Origin of the sequence: Cryobacterium sp. TMT2-42-4 (assembly GCF_004402645.1) — a bacterium.
Classification (GTDB): domain Bacteria; phylum Actinomycetota; class Actinomycetes; order Actinomycetales; family Microbacteriaceae; genus Cryobacterium; species Cryobacterium sandaracinum.
Genome location: NZ_SOFT01000035.1, coordinates 122,972 through 138,309, shown reverse-complemented (window position 1 = coordinate 138,309; position 15,338 = coordinate 122,972). Strand labels below are relative to the sequence as shown.

The 15,338-nt window shown below is 67.8% G+C and carries 15 protein-coding genes; 8 read left to right on the top strand and 7 right to left on the bottom strand.

Annotation, left to right across the window (positions count from 1 at the left end):
• The first annotated feature begins 13 nt into the window (after nucleotides 1-13).
• Genes fliP through csrA form a run of 7 tightly spaced genes read left to right on the top strand, consistent with a single transcriptional unit; the run spans nucleotide 14 to nucleotide 6,281 of the window.
• Entirely contained in the window at nucleotides 14-808 is a 795-nt protein-coding gene (gene fliP / locus E3O18_RS12330) for a flagellar type III secretion system pore protein FliP (protein ID WP_134395515.1), read from the top strand.
• Complete coding sequence (fliQ, locus tag E3O18_RS12325; protein ID WP_104099307.1) at nucleotides 808-1,083, top strand: flagellar biosynthesis protein FliQ; 276 nt, start codon at nucleotides 808-810, stop codon at nucleotides 1,081-1,083. The genes fliP and fliQ overlap by 1 nt, the downstream gene beginning before the upstream one ends.
• The gene (locus E3O18_RS12320; RefSeq protein WP_134395479.1) at nucleotides 1,083-1,841 is read left to right on the top strand and encodes a flagellar biosynthetic protein FliR; all 759 of its coding nucleotides are present in this window, start codon (nucleotides 1,083-1,085) and stop codon (nucleotides 1,839-1,841) included. The genes fliQ and E3O18_RS12320 overlap by 1 nt, the downstream gene beginning before the upstream one ends.
• Nucleotides 1,842-2,966, top strand: coding sequence for an EscU/YscU/HrcU family type III secretion system export apparatus switch protein (locus E3O18_RS12315; RefSeq protein WP_134397828.1), 1,125 nt, complete (start codon nucleotides 1,842-1,844; stop codon nucleotides 2,964-2,966).
• Nucleotides 2,963-5,014 carry a flagellar biosynthesis protein FlhA gene (locus E3O18_RS12310; protein ID WP_134395477.1) on the top strand — a complete coding sequence of 684 codons (2,052 nt, stop codon included), beginning with the start codon at nucleotides 2,963-2,965 and terminating at the stop codon, nucleotides 5,012-5,014. Before E3O18_RS12315 ends, E3O18_RS12310 begins: the two co-directional genes overlap by 4 nt.
• The gene (locus E3O18_RS12305; protein WP_134395476.1) at nucleotides 4,989-6,011 is read left to right on the top strand and encodes a hypothetical protein; all 1,023 of its coding nucleotides are present in this window, start codon (nucleotides 4,989-4,991) and stop codon (nucleotides 6,009-6,011) included. The genes E3O18_RS12310 and E3O18_RS12305 overlap by 26 nt, the downstream gene beginning before the upstream one ends.
• A gap of 9 nt (nucleotides 6,012-6,020) precedes the next feature.
• Nucleotides 6,021-6,281, top strand: a complete 261-nt coding sequence (csrA, locus tag E3O18_RS12300) for a carbon storage regulator CsrA (protein WP_134395475.1) — start codon at nucleotides 6,021-6,023, stop codon at nucleotides 6,279-6,281.
• 255 nt (nucleotides 6,282-6,536) lie between these two features.
• On the opposite strand, the gene E3O18_RS12295 is transcribed toward csrA, so the two are convergent.
• The 6 genes from E3O18_RS12295 to E3O18_RS12270 form a co-directional block, all read right to left on the bottom strand.
• Nucleotides 6,537-7,673 (bottom strand): DUF222 domain-containing protein, encoded by a 1,137-nt coding sequence (locus E3O18_RS12295; protein ID WP_134418174.1) that lies wholly within the window; start codon nucleotides 7,671-7,673, stop codon nucleotides 6,537-6,539.
• A gap of 278 nt (nucleotides 7,674-7,951) precedes the next feature.
• Nucleotides 7,952-9,040 carry a glycosidase gene (locus E3O18_RS12290; RefSeq protein ID WP_134395473.1) on the bottom strand — a complete coding sequence of 363 codons (1,089 nt, stop codon included), beginning with the start codon at nucleotides 9,038-9,040 and terminating at the stop codon, nucleotides 7,952-7,954.
• Nucleotides 9,041-9,042: 2 nt separating this feature from the next.
• Nucleotides 9,043-9,876 carry a carbohydrate ABC transporter permease gene (locus E3O18_RS12285; protein ID WP_134395472.1) on the bottom strand — a complete coding sequence of 278 codons (834 nt, stop codon included), beginning with the start codon at nucleotides 9,874-9,876 and terminating at the stop codon, nucleotides 9,043-9,045.
• Entirely contained in the window at nucleotides 9,873-10,742 is an 870-nt protein-coding gene (locus tag E3O18_RS12280; RefSeq protein WP_241976499.1) for a sugar ABC transporter permease, read from the bottom strand. The genes E3O18_RS12285 and E3O18_RS12280 overlap by 4 nt, the downstream gene beginning before the upstream one ends.
• Nucleotides 10,743-10,832: 90 nt before the next feature.
• Nucleotides 10,833-12,119, bottom strand: a complete 1,287-nt coding sequence (locus tag E3O18_RS12275) for an extracellular solute-binding protein (protein ID WP_134395514.1) — start codon at nucleotides 12,117-12,119, stop codon at nucleotides 10,833-10,835.
• A gap of 134 nt (nucleotides 12,120-12,253) precedes the next feature.
• On the bottom strand, nucleotides 12,254-13,330 hold the full coding sequence (locus E3O18_RS12270) for a LacI family DNA-binding transcriptional regulator (protein WP_241976497.1): 1,077 nt from the start codon (nucleotides 13,328-13,330) through the stop codon (nucleotides 12,254-12,256).
• Between the two features lie 146 nt (nucleotides 13,331-13,476).
• Here E3O18_RS12270 and E3O18_RS12265 point away from each other — a divergent pair, with 146 nt between their 5' ends.
• Nucleotides 13,477-14,916, top strand: a complete 1,440-nt coding sequence (locus E3O18_RS12265) for a lipase maturation factor family protein (protein ID WP_134395470.1) — start codon at nucleotides 13,477-13,479, stop codon at nucleotides 14,914-14,916.
• Here the strand turns inward: E3O18_RS12265 and E3O18_RS12260 are convergent.
• On the bottom strand, nucleotides 14,888-15,313 hold the full coding sequence (locus E3O18_RS12260; RefSeq protein ID WP_134395469.1) for an RNA-binding S4 domain-containing protein: 426 nt from the start codon (nucleotides 15,311-15,313) through the stop codon (nucleotides 14,888-14,890). The genes E3O18_RS12265 and E3O18_RS12260 overlap by 29 nt on opposite strands.
• Between the last annotated feature and the right edge of the window lie 25 nt (nucleotides 15,314-15,338).

Genomic DNA, 15,338 nt, shown 5'->3' with positions numbered 1-15,338 from the left:
CGCCCGGTACCTGATGATGGCGGCCCTCGTGCTCGTGATCGTCGTGGCATTCGTGCTGCTCGTGGCGCCGGCGGGCCATGCCGCCCCGACCGACCCGGTCACGCCGACCGACCCGGTCACCCCCACGGAACCGGGCGGCGGCGGGCTCAACGTGCAGATCAACGGCCCGAACGGCGAGCCGTCCTCGGCGATCGTGACCCTGATCGGGATCACCCTGCTCTCGATCGCGCCGGCCCTGCTGCTGATGATGACCAGCTTCACGAAGATCTTCGTTGTGCTCGCGATGACCCGCAACGCGCTCGCGCTGCCGTCGATCCCGCCGAACCAGGTACTGGCCGGCCTGGCCCTGTTCCTGTCGCTGTTCATCATGTCGCCGATCCTCACCGACATCAACGACGGCGCCCTGCAGCCGTACCTGAACGGCACCATGTCCTTCGACGACGCCGTCCCACTCGGTTCGAAGCCGCTGCGCACGTTCATGCTCGCTCACACCCGGGAGGAGGACCTCGCCCTGATGACCCGGGCCGCCGACCAGCCGAACCCGGAGACCCGCGAGGCCGTGTCGCTGCTCACGCTGATCCCGGCGTTCATGATCTCCGAGCTACGTGCCGCGTTCATCATCGGGTTCGTCATCTTCGTGCCGTTCCTGGTGATCGACCTCGTCGTGTCCGCCGCGCTGATGTCGATGGGCATGATGATGCTGCCGCCGGTGATGATCTCGCTGCCGTTCAAGATCCTCCTGTTCGTGCTCGTCGACGGCTGGGGTCTGATCATCACGACCCTCGTCTCCAGTTACCGGGGTGGCTGATGGACACCAACGCCGTCCTCGATATCGGGCTGCAGGGCATCCTGATCGCCGGCAAGCTGTCCGCTCCGATCCTGATTACCGCCCTAGTCGTCGGTTTCGCCATTTCCCTGCTGCAGTCGATCACCCAGATCCAGGAGGTGACGCTGTCGTTCGTGCCTAAGGCCATCGCCGTGGCGGTGGCACTGATCATTTCCGGGCACTGGATGATCTCCGAGATGGTGTCCTTCACCGAGATGCTCTTCGCCAAGATCCCCGGCCTCATCGGTGGTGGCTGATGAACATCACCCTTGACTTCGCCTGGATCGAAGCCACCATGCTCGCGGGCGTGCGCATGGTGGCGTTCCTCGTCGTGGCGCCCCCGTTCTCCTACAACGCGTTCCCCCTGCGGATCAAGGGGATGCTCGCCCTCGGCCTGGCCCTGGCGGTCTCGCCGCGGGTCACGCCGGGCTGGGTCTCGCCCGACACCGGCGGTTTCTTCGTCGCCCTGCTCCTCGAGATCGTGGTCGGCGGCGTGCTCGGCTTCCTGGTGCTCGTGGTCTTCTCCGCCATCCAGTCCGCCGGCAACCTGATCGATATGTTCGGCGGCTTCCAGCTGGCCCAGGGTTTCGACCCGCAGGCCATGGTCAACGGTGCCCAGTTCACGCGGCTGTACCAGATGACCGCGCTGGCGCTCCTGTTCGCCTCCGGCGGCTACCAGCTGATCCTTGGCGGCATCACGCGCACGTTTTCGGCCCTGCCGATCGGGGGCGGCATCGACCTCGCGGTGCCGATGCAGACCGTGACAGTCGCGGTCGGCCAAATGCTGCTCTCCGCCGTGCAGATCGCCGGACCGCTGATCGTCGTTCTGTTTCTCGCCGACGCCGGACTGGGCCTGCTCACCCGGGTGGCCCCGGCCCTCAACGCGTTCGCGCTCGGGTTCCCGCTCAAGATTTTGATCACGTTCACGCTGGGCGCCGCCGGGTTCGTGGCCCTGCCGCGCATCGTCGCGTCGCTGACCGACGACGCCGTCACCACCATGCTGGGGGTGAGATAGCTGTCCGACTCCGGTGAGAAGACCGAACAAGCCACCGACAAACGGATGCGCGAGGTGCGGTCCAAGGGCCAGCTCTCCAAGTCCCAGGACTTGACCGCGTGGATCGGCATCGGCGCGGCCGCCGCCATGACCCCCGTCACCATCGGTCTGGCTGCGGACGCCGGAACCGACCAGATGATCCGTATTCGCAGCCTCGTCGCCAACCCGCAGCCGGACCTCGCCGTGCAGATGCTGGTGGACTCGCTGGCCTCGATGGGAACCATCCTCACCCCGATGCTCGCGACGGTGTTCGTCGTCGTCCTCGTGGGCGCTGTGGCGCAGGGCGGCGTGCACTTCAAGAAGGTCGCCGGAAAATACGAGCAGTTCAACCTGGTGACCGGCCTCGGCCGCACCTTCGGCGGCCAGGCCGTGTGGCAGGGCGTCAAGGCGCTGCTCAAGACCATCGCCGTGGGTCTCGTGCTGGTGCTCGTGGTGCAGGGACTCGCGCCCATCCTGATGACGGCCGGGGGACTGCCCGTCTCCGTGCTGATCGGAGCGGCCGGTGACGGCGCGACTGCTCTCGTGCAGTCGGCGGTCATCGCCGGCCTGGTACTCGCCGCCGCGGACGTGTTCGTCGTGATGAAGCGCAATCGCAAGCGCACCCGCATGACGAAGAAGGAGGTCACCGACGAGAACAAGAGCTCCGAGGGTGACCCGATGGTCAAGTCGCAGCGTCGGGCCCGGCAGCTCGCCATGAGTCGCAACCGCATGATCGCCGCCGTCGCCACGTCCGACGTCGTGCTGGTCAACCCCACCCACTTCGCCGTCGCCCTCCGCTACGAGCCGGGCAAGTCCGCCCCCCGGGTCGTTGCCACGGGAGCGGGAGTGATCGCGGCGCGCATCCGGGAACAGGCGGAGACCGACCGGGTCCCCATCGTGCGGGACATCCCGCTCACCCGTGCCCTGCACAGCGCCTGCCAGTTGGGTGACGAGATCCCGGTGGAGCTCTACAACGCCGTCGCGCAGGTGCTCGCCTTCGTTCTCGCACTGAAGTCCCGCGGCTCTGGAGCCGGCGGACGCGCCGGCCATGGTTCCCGCGTGCACACCCTCGACGATCGCGTCCTGACGGCCGGAGGCCACCGATGAACAGCAATCTCGCCAAACTCGCGGTGCCGGTCGGGGTGGTCGGGATCATCCTGCTACTCGTCGTGCCGGTGCCCGCCGTGCTGCTCGACGTGCTGATCATCGTCAACATCCTCCTGGCGCTGGTCACTCTGCTGACCACAATGTTTGTCAAAAAGCCCCTCGATTTCTCCGTTTTCCCGTCGCTGTTGCTCGTCGCCACCCTGTTCCGGCTGGGCCTGAACGTGGCCTCGACCCGGCTCGTACTCGGCGACGGCTACGCCGGGCAGGTGATTGCCGCGTTTGGCGACGTCGCCGTAGGAGGGTCGCTCATCATCGGCGCTGTGATCTTCCTGATCCTCGTCGTGATCCAATTCGTGGTGGTCACCAAGGGTGCCGAACGCGTCGCCGAAGTCGGTGCGCGGTTCACCCTCGATGCCATGCCCGGCAAGCAGATGGCCATTGACGCCGACCTGAATGCCGGCCTGATCACCGACGTGCAGGCCAGGGAACGCCGGGCCGAGGTCTCCGCCGAGGCGGACTTCTACGGTGCCATGGATGGCGCGTCGAAATTCGTCAAGGGTGACGCGATCGCCGGCATCGTCATCATCATCATCAACCTGATCGGCGGCATCGCGATCGGCATGATTTCGCGCGGACTGTCCGTCACCGAAGCCATGAGCACCTACTCCCTGCTCACCATCGGCGACGGCCTCGTGACGCAGATCCCGGCCCTGCTGATGGCGGTCTCGACAGGCATGATCGTGACCCGCTCCAACGCGGAGTCCGACATCGGCGAGGCAGCCTCCGGCCAGCTCACCCAGTCCCGCAACGCACTGATGATCGCGGGCTGCGCGGCCCTCCTGATGGCCCTGATCCCGGGCATGCCGATCATCCCGTTCGTGGTGATCGGGCTGGGGCTGATCCTCTTCGCCCGCCGGATCAAGGCAGGGGAGAGCCGCGACCAGGCGGGCCGGGATGCCGGTGTCGCCGCCGAGGCGATGGCGCCCCGCTCCGACACACCCGAAGACCTGATTGAAACCATGCGGGTGCACGCCCTGGAGATCCTGTTGGCCCCTGACCTCGTCGACCTTGTCTCCGGAGCCCAGGACGATCTCCTGGCTCGCGTGCGTGCCCTGCGCCGCAAGGTTGCCATCGACCTCGGCGTGGTGGTGCCGCCCGTGCGCACCCGCGACAGCATGGACCTGCCCTCCTCCACCTATTCGATCCGGATCGCCGGCGTGGAGGCCGGCCGCGGGGTCGCCCCGGCCGGCAAGGTGCTCGCCCTCGGCGACGCCCTCGACTCGCTGCCGGGCCAGGCCACGGTGGAGCCCGTGTTCGGCCTCACCGGCAAGTGGGTGCCCAGCGAGATGCGGCACAGCGCGGAGATGACCGGGGCCACGGTCATCGACCGGGTGTCGGTGCTCATCACCCACCTGTCCTCGATCATCACCGGCAACGCGGCGAGGCTCCTCACCCGCGAGGACGTGCGGGTGCTCACCGAGGGGGTGCGGCTGGTCAATCCGTCCGCCGTGGAGGATCTGATCCCCGGGCTGCTCTCCCTCGCCGAGGTGCAGCGTGTGCTGCAGGGTCTGCTCGCGGAGCAGATCCCGATCAACGACCTGCCCCGCATCTATGAGTCCCTCTCCCTGCGCGCCAAGGTGTCGAATGACCCGGAGGGCCTGATCGAGACGGCCCGTCAGGCGCTGGGCCCGGCTCTCACAGCGCAGTATCTCGACGACGGGCTGCTCCGGGTGATCATGATCGAACCCGCCCTGGAGCAGTCCATGCTGGAGGGGATGCGTCCCTCCGACCAGGGCACCCAGATCCTGTTGGAGCCAAACCGGGTCGACGCCATTCTCGGCTCGCTGAAGGAGGCGCTGGGCAACGTCGAAGCGGCCGGACTCTCCGCGGTGCTGGTCTGCGCGCCGGCGCTGCGCCCGGCCATCCGTCGACTGGTGTCGGCGCAGTCCGGCGGCATCTCCGTGTTGTCCTATCAGGAGGTCACCTCGGCGAACGTGGCCATCGAAACGGTGGGAGTGGTACGTGGAACCGAGTCGATTTCTGCTTGAGGGTTCATCCCTCCAGCAGCTGAAGGCACGCATCCTTGCCGAGCACGGGGCGGATGCGCGCATCGTGGCCGCCGAACGGGTCACCGTCGGCGGCATCAAGGGCTTCTTCGCCCGCCGGCACATCGAGGTCACGGTCGAGGTGCCGCAGCGGCGGCGGCGCGCGGCCCACTCCCGGCTCGACGTGCAGGCCCGGCTCGGCATCGCCGCGCTTCTTGACGATGCCGACGCGGTGGAAGCGGGCCTGCACCGCGCCGCGGCACCCGTCTCCTCCCCGCCCCTGTCGACCGCGACGGACGGCTTCGCCCGCCTGATGGACGAACTCACTTTCGCCACCCAGGAACCCCACCCGCCGGTGCCGCCCATTCCCGCGCCGGCGGCCGCCCAGGAGGGCGGCAGGCGCAGGGACGCCCGGCTGAGAGAGAGCGAGCAGGCGTCCGCCGAAGCGGCGGTGCCGCGGCCGCTGCCGGGTGTCGGAAACCTCGTTCTCGTCGTCGGGTGGCGGGATGCCGCGTTGCGGATTGCGCGGGAGCTGGCCGTCGCGCACGGTTCGGCTGAGGTCCTCGTGGCCGGCACGATCGACGTCGGAGCGCCTGCCGCGGCCGGGCTCGCGCGGATCCTCGACCGGCGCACGGCGCTGGAGGCACGGGCCAGGGGAGTCAAGCTCGGACAGACCGGAATTCTGGCCTTCGGTCTCGGTGCCGACCCGGCCACGGCGGACAACTACGCCGCATTGGTGGCCGCGCTCGGTGCCGAGCAGGTCTGGCTGGTCGTCGATGCCGGCCGCAAGCCCGCAGACACCGCCCGGTGGGCGGCCGAGGTTGCCCAGAGCGTCCACGTCGACGCGATCGCGGTGACGGGCTATGACGACACCGTCTCGCCTGAGACCGTCGATGAGCTTCACATCCCCATCGGCTGGGTCGACGGCACTCCGGCCGCGGCCAGCACCGTGGCCGGAATGCGGCGACGACTCGCGGGCCGGCCCGACCGGTCAAGCTAGGCTGGTCGGGTGCTGGTTCTAACACGCAAACAGGGGGAGAAGATCCTCATTGGTGACGACATCGTCATCACCGTTCTCGACGTGCGCGGTGACAGCATCCGGATCGGCGTTGACGCTCCCCGGGGCGTGCGCATCCAGCGGGACGAGGTGCTTCGCGCCGTGACCGAGGCGAACATCGCGGCGAGTCTCGCGAGTCAGGGCGACGCCGACGGCGAGGCTCGCCTCAAGGCCACGCTCGCCCTCCTCCCCACCGCGCCGCCCGCCGAGTAGCGCGCCGCACCCAGCCGCACCCGCCCCCGTCGCGGTGGTCCAGCCTGTCAAGAGCCGGGACCAGAGCCACGCCCTGCAGCCCCACTCGCTTGCTCGGCAGTGCGATCAGTGTCTGCTTCGGGTCGTTCTCGACCGGTGGTCGGAGCCAGTACTGGTTTCCGGTGCGGGTGATCTTCCAGTGCTGGTTGTGTAGCAGCAGGTGGTGCGGGTGGCAGAGCAGTGCTCCGTTGGCGAGGTTGGTGTTCCCGGTGTCCTTCAGCCACTCGTTGATGTGGTGGGCCTCGGACCAGGCCGGTGACCGGTCGCAGCCGCCCCAGAGGCATCCGCCGTCACGTACCCCATTGCGGTCCGCTGTGCCTCGGTGAAGAGTCGTTCGTCGCGGCCGACGTCGATGATCTGGGCTTCCGCGTCGAACTTGATGCCGCGGGTGCCGGTGTCGCAGAGCAGTCGGTCGATGGTTTCCTGCGAGATCGGCACCGGGTTGCCCTCGATCTGCCCGTGAGCGGCGGGTTCGGTCGTTCCCGTCTCTTCGCCCGGGACCGCCGTGAGCGCCTTTTCGGTCACGATGACCCGCACCGAGGGTCGCGACCACCGCAGACCCGGCCGGGGCCGGCCTCGCCGGCGATCTTCAGCAGCTGCAGCAGAGAGTCCGCGGCGATCTGGTCGGTGCTGCGGGGGTCGTCCTGCATCTTCTTCGCCCAGGCGGTAGATCTTCAGGTAGCGGTCGTCGTGGGTTTGCTTCTCGCGGGCGGCGATGCCGGCCTCGTCGAGCCGGTCGCGCATCCGGCGGGCCCGTTTGAAGACCTCGTCGGCATTCACCGTTGACGCCTCGGTGAGGAGCGCCGCGAGGGCCGCCGCGAGCTTCTCCGCGGTGACCGGGGCGTCGATCTGGCCGAGTCCGGCCCGGATCGACTCGGCCGCGTCGACGGAGAGGGTGCCGGCGGTCACGGCCCGGGCGATCGGCGCCTGCCACGGCACCCTCGCGACGAACTCAGCGACCTCGACAGCATCCGCGTCGGGCGTCGAGAGCGTCGAGAGCGTCGCGTCGACCAGCTTGTCGGCCGCCTCGGTGTCGGCCATCATCGTGCCGACCGCGACGAGCTTGTACGCATCGCCCTTCGAGGAGCCGGTCCAGTTCTGGATGAGGGCCTCCGGCGAGAGGAACCCCTGCTGCGCGGCCAGCCCCGAGTGGCCGAGCTCCGGGCGGGACCGGCGGGCGATGGTTGCGGCCATCAACGCGGCGCGGGTGTCAAGCAGCCTGCGGGCCGCTGCGATCTTCTTCTGACCGGCCAGCACGGCGGCGTCGGGCAGGGCCTCATAGTCGGCGCTCGAGGAGCCCAGCAGGGCCACGGCATCGGCCGCCTGCCAGAGGTCTTCCGCGAGGTTCCTCATGGTACGAGGATACCTCAATTAGCACACGTAGTCGAGAGTCCGTCACTTATTTTGGTCTATATTGGGTACGAACTTCGAAGACGTGTCCAGTCCGTTTCCGGGGGGTCAGCCCTGGTCTCGGCCACCGGCGCGAGTTCGCCTCGGAGGCCGGACGCGCGCGGGTGCCGGTTCTCGGCGCATGTCCTACCGTGCGCCTGCTGCCACACCCTGCGCCAGGAAAACCGAAGGCGGCCTCCCGGGGCTGAGCCCCGGCGAGAACGCCACCAACGGACAAGCGCTCAAGCGCTCGAGCGCGCCGACGAGCCCAGGCGATCCAGGCGCGCCACGCCGATCTTCGAGTCGGCCATGCCGTAGAACACGAACAGCTGCCCCTCGATCTCCTCGATCGCGGTCGGGAACACCACGTTCGGCACGATGCCGCTGATCTCGTCGGGCGTCTCCGCCTTGAGCAGCGGCTCCGAGGTGCGCATCAGCACGATGGTCGGGTCATCCGCGTCGAGAATCATTGCTCCGGCCGAGTAGTTCACCTTCTGCTGCTGCGAGAACGCGCCGTTGATGGTTCCGGTGACCCCGTGGTGCATCAGCAGCCAACCCTCCGGCACCCGCAACGGGGCGGGGCCGCCGCCGATCTTCAGCTCTTCGAACGCGAATTCCGGCCCGGCCAGGAAACGGTGGCCGCTCCAGAAGGTGAGCTTCGTGATGTCGGCGAGCACATCCGCGACCGGCAGATAGCTGATCCAGATACTCTGCCGGGTGTCGGTGACGCCGGCGGGAACACGGATGCCCTCACCCGGCTTGACCTCGCCCAGGTCCCACATCGGACGGTGGAGCACGGCGAAGCACTCGACTCCATGCGGGCCGGCGACCGGCTCCGGGAAGAACACGGTGTCCTTGTTGTGGAACAGGTTCAGGTCCATGTCCAGCGTGTCGTCGAAGGCGAACAGCGCCGGACCGAGCCGGCGCCACTCGCGCAGGTCCGAGGACACGGCAACGGCCGTGCGCGGGCCGAGCGGGCCGTAGGCGACGTAGGTCATCACGTGTAGTCCGAGCCGGGGGACGAAGGTGATCCTGGGATCTTCCACGCCGGCGTTGTTCGCGCCGCGCTCCCAGCCGCGGTCCGGCGCAAGAACGACACCCTCGCGTTCGACGCCCGTGGGAATGCCGTCGGTGATGATGACCTTTGCGAGTCCGACACGGGAGACGTTTCCGGTGGCGACCAGTCGGGGGAGCAGGTACAGAGTTCCGTCGGCAGAGTGCCCGGTGCCGGGGTTCAGCACCCCCTCGGCCTCGAGGTCGTTGCCCGCTTCAGGCGTCATGATGACGCCCATTCGGGTTAGGGTGTAGGGGAATTCGGTGGGGTTGGGCATTTCTAACCTTTCACGCCGGAGCCGATATTGTTCGACACGAAGTGCCGTTGGAAGAGGATGAACAGGATCACAGCAGGGGCGGCCAGGACGCAGGCCCCGGCGAGAACCGCCCCGAACGGGTTCGCCGCTGTGGCGGCGATATTGCTGAGGTAGTTGGCGAGTGACACGGCGAGAGGCTGGAGGGATGCCTCCTTAGTGATCAGGAACGGCCAGAGGAATTCGTTCCACGGTCCGATGAAGGTCAGCAGCACGACGGTCAGCAGGGCCGGCCGCACCAGTGGCAGGGCGATCCGCCGCAGGATTCGCAGTTCGCCGGCGCCGTCGATGCGGGCGGCATCGAACAGATCCTTCGGAATCTGCAGGAAGTACTGCCGGAAGATGATCACGGCCGTCGAGTTGATGGCGAACGGCAGGATCATGCCCAGATAGTTGTCGGCCAGTCCGTAGTCCCGGGCGATCATCACGTAGAGCGGGATCATCAACAGTTGGAACGGCACGACCTGCACGAGCAGTGCGAGAGCGAAGGTGACTCCGCGTCCGCGCCACTGCAGCTGGGCGAGGGCGTAGCCCACCAGAACACCGAAAACAACGGTGCAGAGAATGACGCCACCCGTGAAGATCCCCGAGTTGAGCAGCCCCTGCAGCAGGTTGATCCGGCTGTTGATGTCACCGTAGTTGTCGAGCGTCAGGTTGGCGGGGTTCGGGAACGCGCCGGCGACAGTCGGGTCCGGTTTCTTCTGGAGCGAGCCGATGACCATGTAGTAGAAGGGGAACAGGAACACAAGCGCCCCGATCGTGAGCACCACACCCCGCAGGGTGTTCTGCCCGCGGCTCATGATTCGTCACCGCCTGCAAGCTTGCGCTGGATGAACGCGAGGACGAGAACTCCGATCACGAGGATGACGCCGATCGCTGCCGCCGTGTCGGGCGACCCCTGTTCGATCCCGCGCTGGTACATCATCAGCACGGGTGACGAGGATGCACCGTTCGGGCCGCCGCCGCCGGTGAGCAGGTACGGCTCGGTGAAGAGGTTGGCGCCGGTGACCGTCGAGAGCAGCAGCACGAGCACAGTCGCCGGGCGTACGCCCGGCACGGTGACCGAGAAGAAACTTCGGATCCTGCCCGCGCCATCCGTCGAAGCGGCCTCGTACAGTTCCTCCGACACGTTCTGCAGGGCGGCCAGGTAGAGCAGGATGAAGAATCCGAGGCCTTTCCAGGTCACGAAGATCGCGATGGTGGGCATGGCCCAGTCCTCGTTGATCAGCCACGCCGGATCGGGCGCGAGCGGCCCGAGAATCTGGTTCACGAGGCCGTTGCCGCTGAACAGGAAGATCCAGACGCCGACAACGGCGACGCTCGCGGTCACATAGGGCACGTAGTAGGCAACGCGCAGGAAGGTACGGAACCGCACCGCCTTGTTCAGGGCGGTGGCGAGCATGAGCGAGAGAATGACCGTCAACGGCACGTTGATCAGCAGGAAGACTCCCACGTTGCCGAAGGAACGGATGATGGCCGGGTCGGCCAGCACTTCCCGAAAATTGTCCAGGCCGACGAATGGCCGGTCCACAGTGGCGCCGGGTGCTGCGAAGAAGTAGTCGTGGAACGACATCCAGAAGGCGAAGACCAGCGGGTAGGCGAAGACGGCCAGAACGAAGATGAGGTAGGGGGCGCTGAGCAAAAGCCCGAATGGGTTCTTGCCCAGAAGGGGGTGTTTGCGCCGGCGGGGGCCCCCGCCGGGAGGAGTTGTGCTCCTCCCGGCGACGGTCCGACTCGCGGTTGACTGGGACATCCGTTACGGCTTGGAGATCAGGGTGTTGATCTTCTCGGCGGCGGAGTCGAGGGCCGCGGGGATCTCACCCTCGCCGGTGATAACCGACTTCGTGTACGCGTCACGGAAGGCCTGCCAGGCGGCGACCGAGCTGGAGACGTTGGGAACCTCGACCATGCGGGATGCCTGGTCGCCGAACTGCTCGTAGGCCGGGTTGGCCGCGAAGTACTCCGGGTACACCGTGGGGAGGTCCTCGCGGAGCGGCATCTGGCCGGTCAGCTCGAGAAGCTGTCCGTCCTGTTCCTCGCTGGTGGCGAATTTCAGCACATCCCAGGCGGTGGCCTGGTTCTCGCAGGCCGTGAACATTCCGACGTTCTTCGCGTCACTGAACGTGTAGGTTTCCTCGGCCGGAGTGCCCTCGCTGGTGGGAACGGGAACCGCACCCCAGTTCACGGCGTCCTTGTACACCGACACGGCCCACGGGCCGACGATGGACATCGCGGCCTGGCCATCGGCGAACGAGTCGCCCTGGTACTGCTCTTTGCCGGCGAGACCCTCGGCGTACAGGGTCTTCCAGAACTCCGCGACCTTCGCGCCGTCCTCGTCGTTGAAGGTGGCCTCACCGTCTTCGATCAGCTGCGTGCCACCGGTTTCGGCGGCGTAGAGCGGGTAGAAGTCGAACCAGCTCTGGAAGAACTGGCTGGTCGGGGCAGGGTAGATGGCGTTCGGCGCGGCGCCGCTCTCGACGAGGGTGCGCGAGGTCGCCAGGAATTCGTCGTAGGTGGCCAACTGGGGGTTCTCGGCGTCAAGTCCGGCGGCGGTGAACATGTCCTTGTTGTAGAAGATCATGACGGGGTTGGACTTCCACGGCATCTGGAAGTACTTCGCGTCGGCGCCCTGGTATTGCTCGGCCGTGTCGCCGCTGCGTGCCTCGATGTAGGCGGCGCCGTCCTCGAAGCTGGAGAGGTCGACGAGACCACCCTGCTTCTCGAACTGCGGCACGGCGACCGGGGCCGTGTTGAATACGAGGCAGGGGGCGTTGCCGGCCGTGATGGCGGCACCGATGACCTCCTCGCTGCTCTTACCGGCCGGGATTTCCTGCGCCTTCACCTTTTCATCCGGGTTCTCGGCGTTCCAGGCCTCCACCATCTGCTTGCCCCAGGCGATCTCGGTTTCGTTGTTCGAGTACCAGATCGTGATCGGCCCGCGGTTGGTCGCCGCGTCACCCGTCGTCCCCCCGGACGCGCAAGCGCTCAGTGCCAGGGCCACTGCGGCGGATGCCGCCGTGACGGTGAGAATCCGCCTGGCCATTCCATTGCTGTGCATGTGGTGCTCCATTTCTCAAAAACCGCAGCAGCCTTGCTGCGGTGAACCTGTGTCAGCCCTGTGTGTCAGCCCTGTGTGTCAGCGCTCTGGGTCGGCCGGTCTGGGTCGGCGGCTCTGGGTCAGCCGTGGGGCGGGGCGGTCGACCCGCGCACCACGAGCCGGGCCGCCGGGAGATCCACGTCGTCCGCCGAGCCGTTCTCCATCAGGGCCAAAAGCGTGCTCGCCGCCGCACGGCCCCACACCATCGGTGCTGCGCTGACGGTGGTCAGGGGCGGGTACACGTAACGGCAGAAGTCGATGTCGTCGTAGCCCGTGATCGAGAGGTCGTCGGGGACCCGCACGCCCAGCTCGTGCGCCATGCCGAGACCGGCGATGGCCATCGGGTCGTTGGCGTAGACGATCGCAGTCGGGGGTGTGTCCTGGGTCAGGAGGCGCCGAGTGGCATCTGACCCGGCGCCCACGGAGAAATCGGTCTCGACGGTCTGCCCCTCCGGCAGGCCCGCCTCGCGCAGAGCGGCGGCAAAGGCCGCGCGCCGGCGGCTGCCGTGTAGCAGCGTCGGGCTGCCCGCGACGTGCGCAATGCGGCGGTGGCCGAGGGTGGCGAGGTGAGCGACGGATGCCATCACACCCGGTGTGTCGTCCACGGTCACCGCGGGGAAGGGGCTGGGCCCGTCGGGGCGTCCGAGCGTGACCGCCGGCAGACCCAGCTCGGCGAGGAGCGGGATGCGCGGGTCGCCGTGGCGGAGGTCGCTGAGGAAGACCCCGTCGACGCGCCCGTCCGCCACGAGCGAGCGGTAGGTCTTCAACTCGGTCTCCTCGTCGGGAACGACGCTGAGCACGAGGGCGCGACCCTCCGGGGCAAGGATGCTCTCGACGCCCGCGATGAAGGAGGGGAAGAACGGGTCGGAGGCAATCACGTCCGGGTTGCGGGCGATCACGAGGCCGAGCGCGTAGGACCGCTGCGTGGAGAGTGACCGGGCGCGGAGGGACGGCTTCCAGCCCAGCTCCTTGGCGACCTGAAGGATGCGCACCCGGGTCTCGGGGGCGACACCGGGCCGGTTGTTGAGGGCGAAGGAGACGAGGCCCTTGCTGACGCCGGCCCGCTTGGCGACCACCTCGATGGTGACCTTGGGGGAGTTCGCGACCGACGTCGGGGCGGACTGAGCGGTGGTGATGGCAGGAGTATGCGCAGGCACGCTTCAGGGCCTCCTCATTGACAGCCGACCCAACCTGAACCGGTTTAGAAAGACTAGACCGGTTTAGTTCCCCCCGTCAAGGGGACGGCTCCGATTACAGCCGGTCCGATTGAACCCGGGCCGGGGAAGGCCTAGATTGTGCGCAAATGGACTGGTTCGGTGCCGGAGAATATGAGATCGCGCGGCAGGTGCTGCAGCGCGGGGTGGCTGCCTGCTACCTGATCGCCTTCGTTTCGGCCGTCAACCAATTCCCCGCGCTGCTCGGCGACCATGGCCTGCTCCCGGTGGCCCGTTTTGTGGCCCACGTGAGGTTCAGCGAGTCGCCGAGTATCTTCCACTGGCATTACTCCGACCGGATGCTGCGTTCCCTGGCCTGGTCCGGCGCCGCCGTGGCGGCCGCGCTCGTGGCCGGCCTGCCGCAGCTCGGGCCGCCCTGGCTGCCGATGGTCGCTTTCCTCCTGCTTTTCGTGGGCTACCTGTCGATCGTCAACGTCGGCCAATCCTTCTACTCGTTCGGCTGGGAGAGCCTGCTGCTGGAGGCCGGTTTCGTGGTGGCTTTCCTCGGCTCCGAGCAGGTGGCCCCTCCGCTCTTCGTGATCCTGTTCTGCCGCTGGCTGCTCTTCCGGCTGGAATTCGGCGCCGGCCTGATTAAGATCCGCGGCGGCCGGGAGTGGCGAGACCTGACCGCCCTCTATTACCACCATGAGACGCAGCCGATGCCGAACCCGCTCAGTTGGTTCGCACATCACCTGCCCCCGTGGTTCCACCGTGGGGAGGTGATCGGCAACCACTTCGCGCAGCTGGTCGTGCCGTTCTTCCTCTTTGCACCCCAGCCCGTCGCATCCGTCGCGGCCCTGATCGTGATCCTGAGCCAGTTCTGGCTCGTGCTCACCGGCAACTTCGCCTGGCTGAACTGGATCACCATCGTGCTGGCCTTCTCTGCCGTCGACGACGCCACGCTGCGCGCGGTGCTGCCGTGGCTGCCGGCCGGGGAGGCCGCACCGGATGGCCCGCTCTGGTTCATGATCGTGGTCAGCCTGGCCACGGCCCTGCTTCTGGTGCTCAGCTACTGGCCGCTTCGCAACCTGTTCGCCCGCCGGCAACTGATGAATGCGAGCTTCAACCGGTACCACCTGGTGAACGCCTACGGTGCGTTCGGCACGGTCACCCGGCAGCGCCACGAGGTGGTCGTCGAGGGCAGCGACGCCGTCGACCCGACCGACGAGTCGGGCTGGCGCGCCTACGAGTTCCGCGGCAAGCCCGGCGACCCCGGACACCGGCCCCCCCAGTTCGCGCCGTACCACCTGCGCCTGGACTGGCTGATGTGGTTCCTGGCGCTCGGCGACCCGGGCACCCGCTGGTTCGAGATGTTCCTGGCCCGCCTCCTCGAGGGCGACCGACCCACGCTGCGGATGGTGCGGGTCAACCCGTTCCCGCAGGCCCCGCCGCGCTACGTGCGCGCCCGGGTCTACCGCTACCGCTACTCCACTCCGGACGAACGCCGCGAGACCCGGGAGTGGTGGGTGCGCTCGGAGGTCGGCCTGCTCGTGGCCCCCATCACCCTGACCTGGAGGTACCGTGCCTGACGTCGTCGGGGCTCGGCGGCAGCACCTCGGGCGCCCGGAGCTTGTCGATCTCGCGGCGTTCGCGCTTGGTGGGACGGCCGGCGCCGCGGTCCCGCATCGGGAGGAGCGCCACCTCCTCGCGCGGGGGCGGCGGGGGAGTCTGGTCGACGAAGCACTCCGCCGCGACTGGCGCGCTGACCCGTTTGACCATGATCTTCGCCACGACCAGGATTCGGTCGAAACCGCTGATGCGCACCCGCACCTCGTCGCCGATCCGCACGGTCTGCGCGGACTTGGCCCGCTCACCGTTCACCTTGACGTGACCGGCTCGGCAGGCGGCCGTGGCCTGGGAACGGGTCTTGAACATCCGCACGGCCCAGGTCCAGCTGTCGACACGGGCGGTGGTCAGAGGCTCCATCCCTCGACTCTACGGCCCCCAGGCC

Coding starts and splice junctions, on each gene's coding strand:
- fliP (WP_134395515.1), top strand. CDS start 14: ATGATGGCGGCCCTCGTGCTCGTGATCGTCGTGGCATTCGTGCTGCTC.
- fliQ (WP_104099307.1), top strand. CDS start 808: ATGGACACCAACGCCGTCCTCGATATCGGGCTGCAGGGCATCCTGATC.
- E3O18_RS12320 (WP_134395479.1), top strand. CDS start 1,083: ATGAACATCACCCTTGACTTCGCCTGGATCGAAGCCACCATGCTCGCG.
- E3O18_RS12310 (WP_134395477.1), top strand. CDS start 2,963: ATGAACAGCAATCTCGCCAAACTCGCGGTGCCGGTCGGGGTGGTCGGG.
- E3O18_RS12295 (WP_134418174.1), bottom strand. CDS start 7,673: ATGAGGAACCTCGCGGAAGACCTCTGGCAGGCGGCCGATGCCGTGGCC.
- E3O18_RS12290 (WP_134395473.1), bottom strand. CDS start 9,040: ATGCCCAACCCCACCGAATTCCCCTACACCCTAACCCGAATGGGCGTC.
- E3O18_RS12285 (WP_134395472.1), bottom strand. CDS start 9,876: ATGAGCCGCGGGCAGAACACCCTGCGGGGTGTGGTGCTCACGATCGGG.
- E3O18_RS12275 (WP_134395514.1), bottom strand. CDS start 12,119: ATGGCCAGGCGGATTCTCACCGTCACGGCGGCATCCGCCGCAGTGGCC.
- E3O18_RS12265 (WP_134395470.1), top strand. CDS start 13,477: ATGGACTGGTTCGGTGCCGGAGAATATGAGATCGCGCGGCAGGTGCTG.
- E3O18_RS12260 (WP_134395469.1), bottom strand. CDS start 15,313: ATGGAGCCTCTGACCACCGCCCGTGTCGACAGCTGGACCTGGGCCGTG.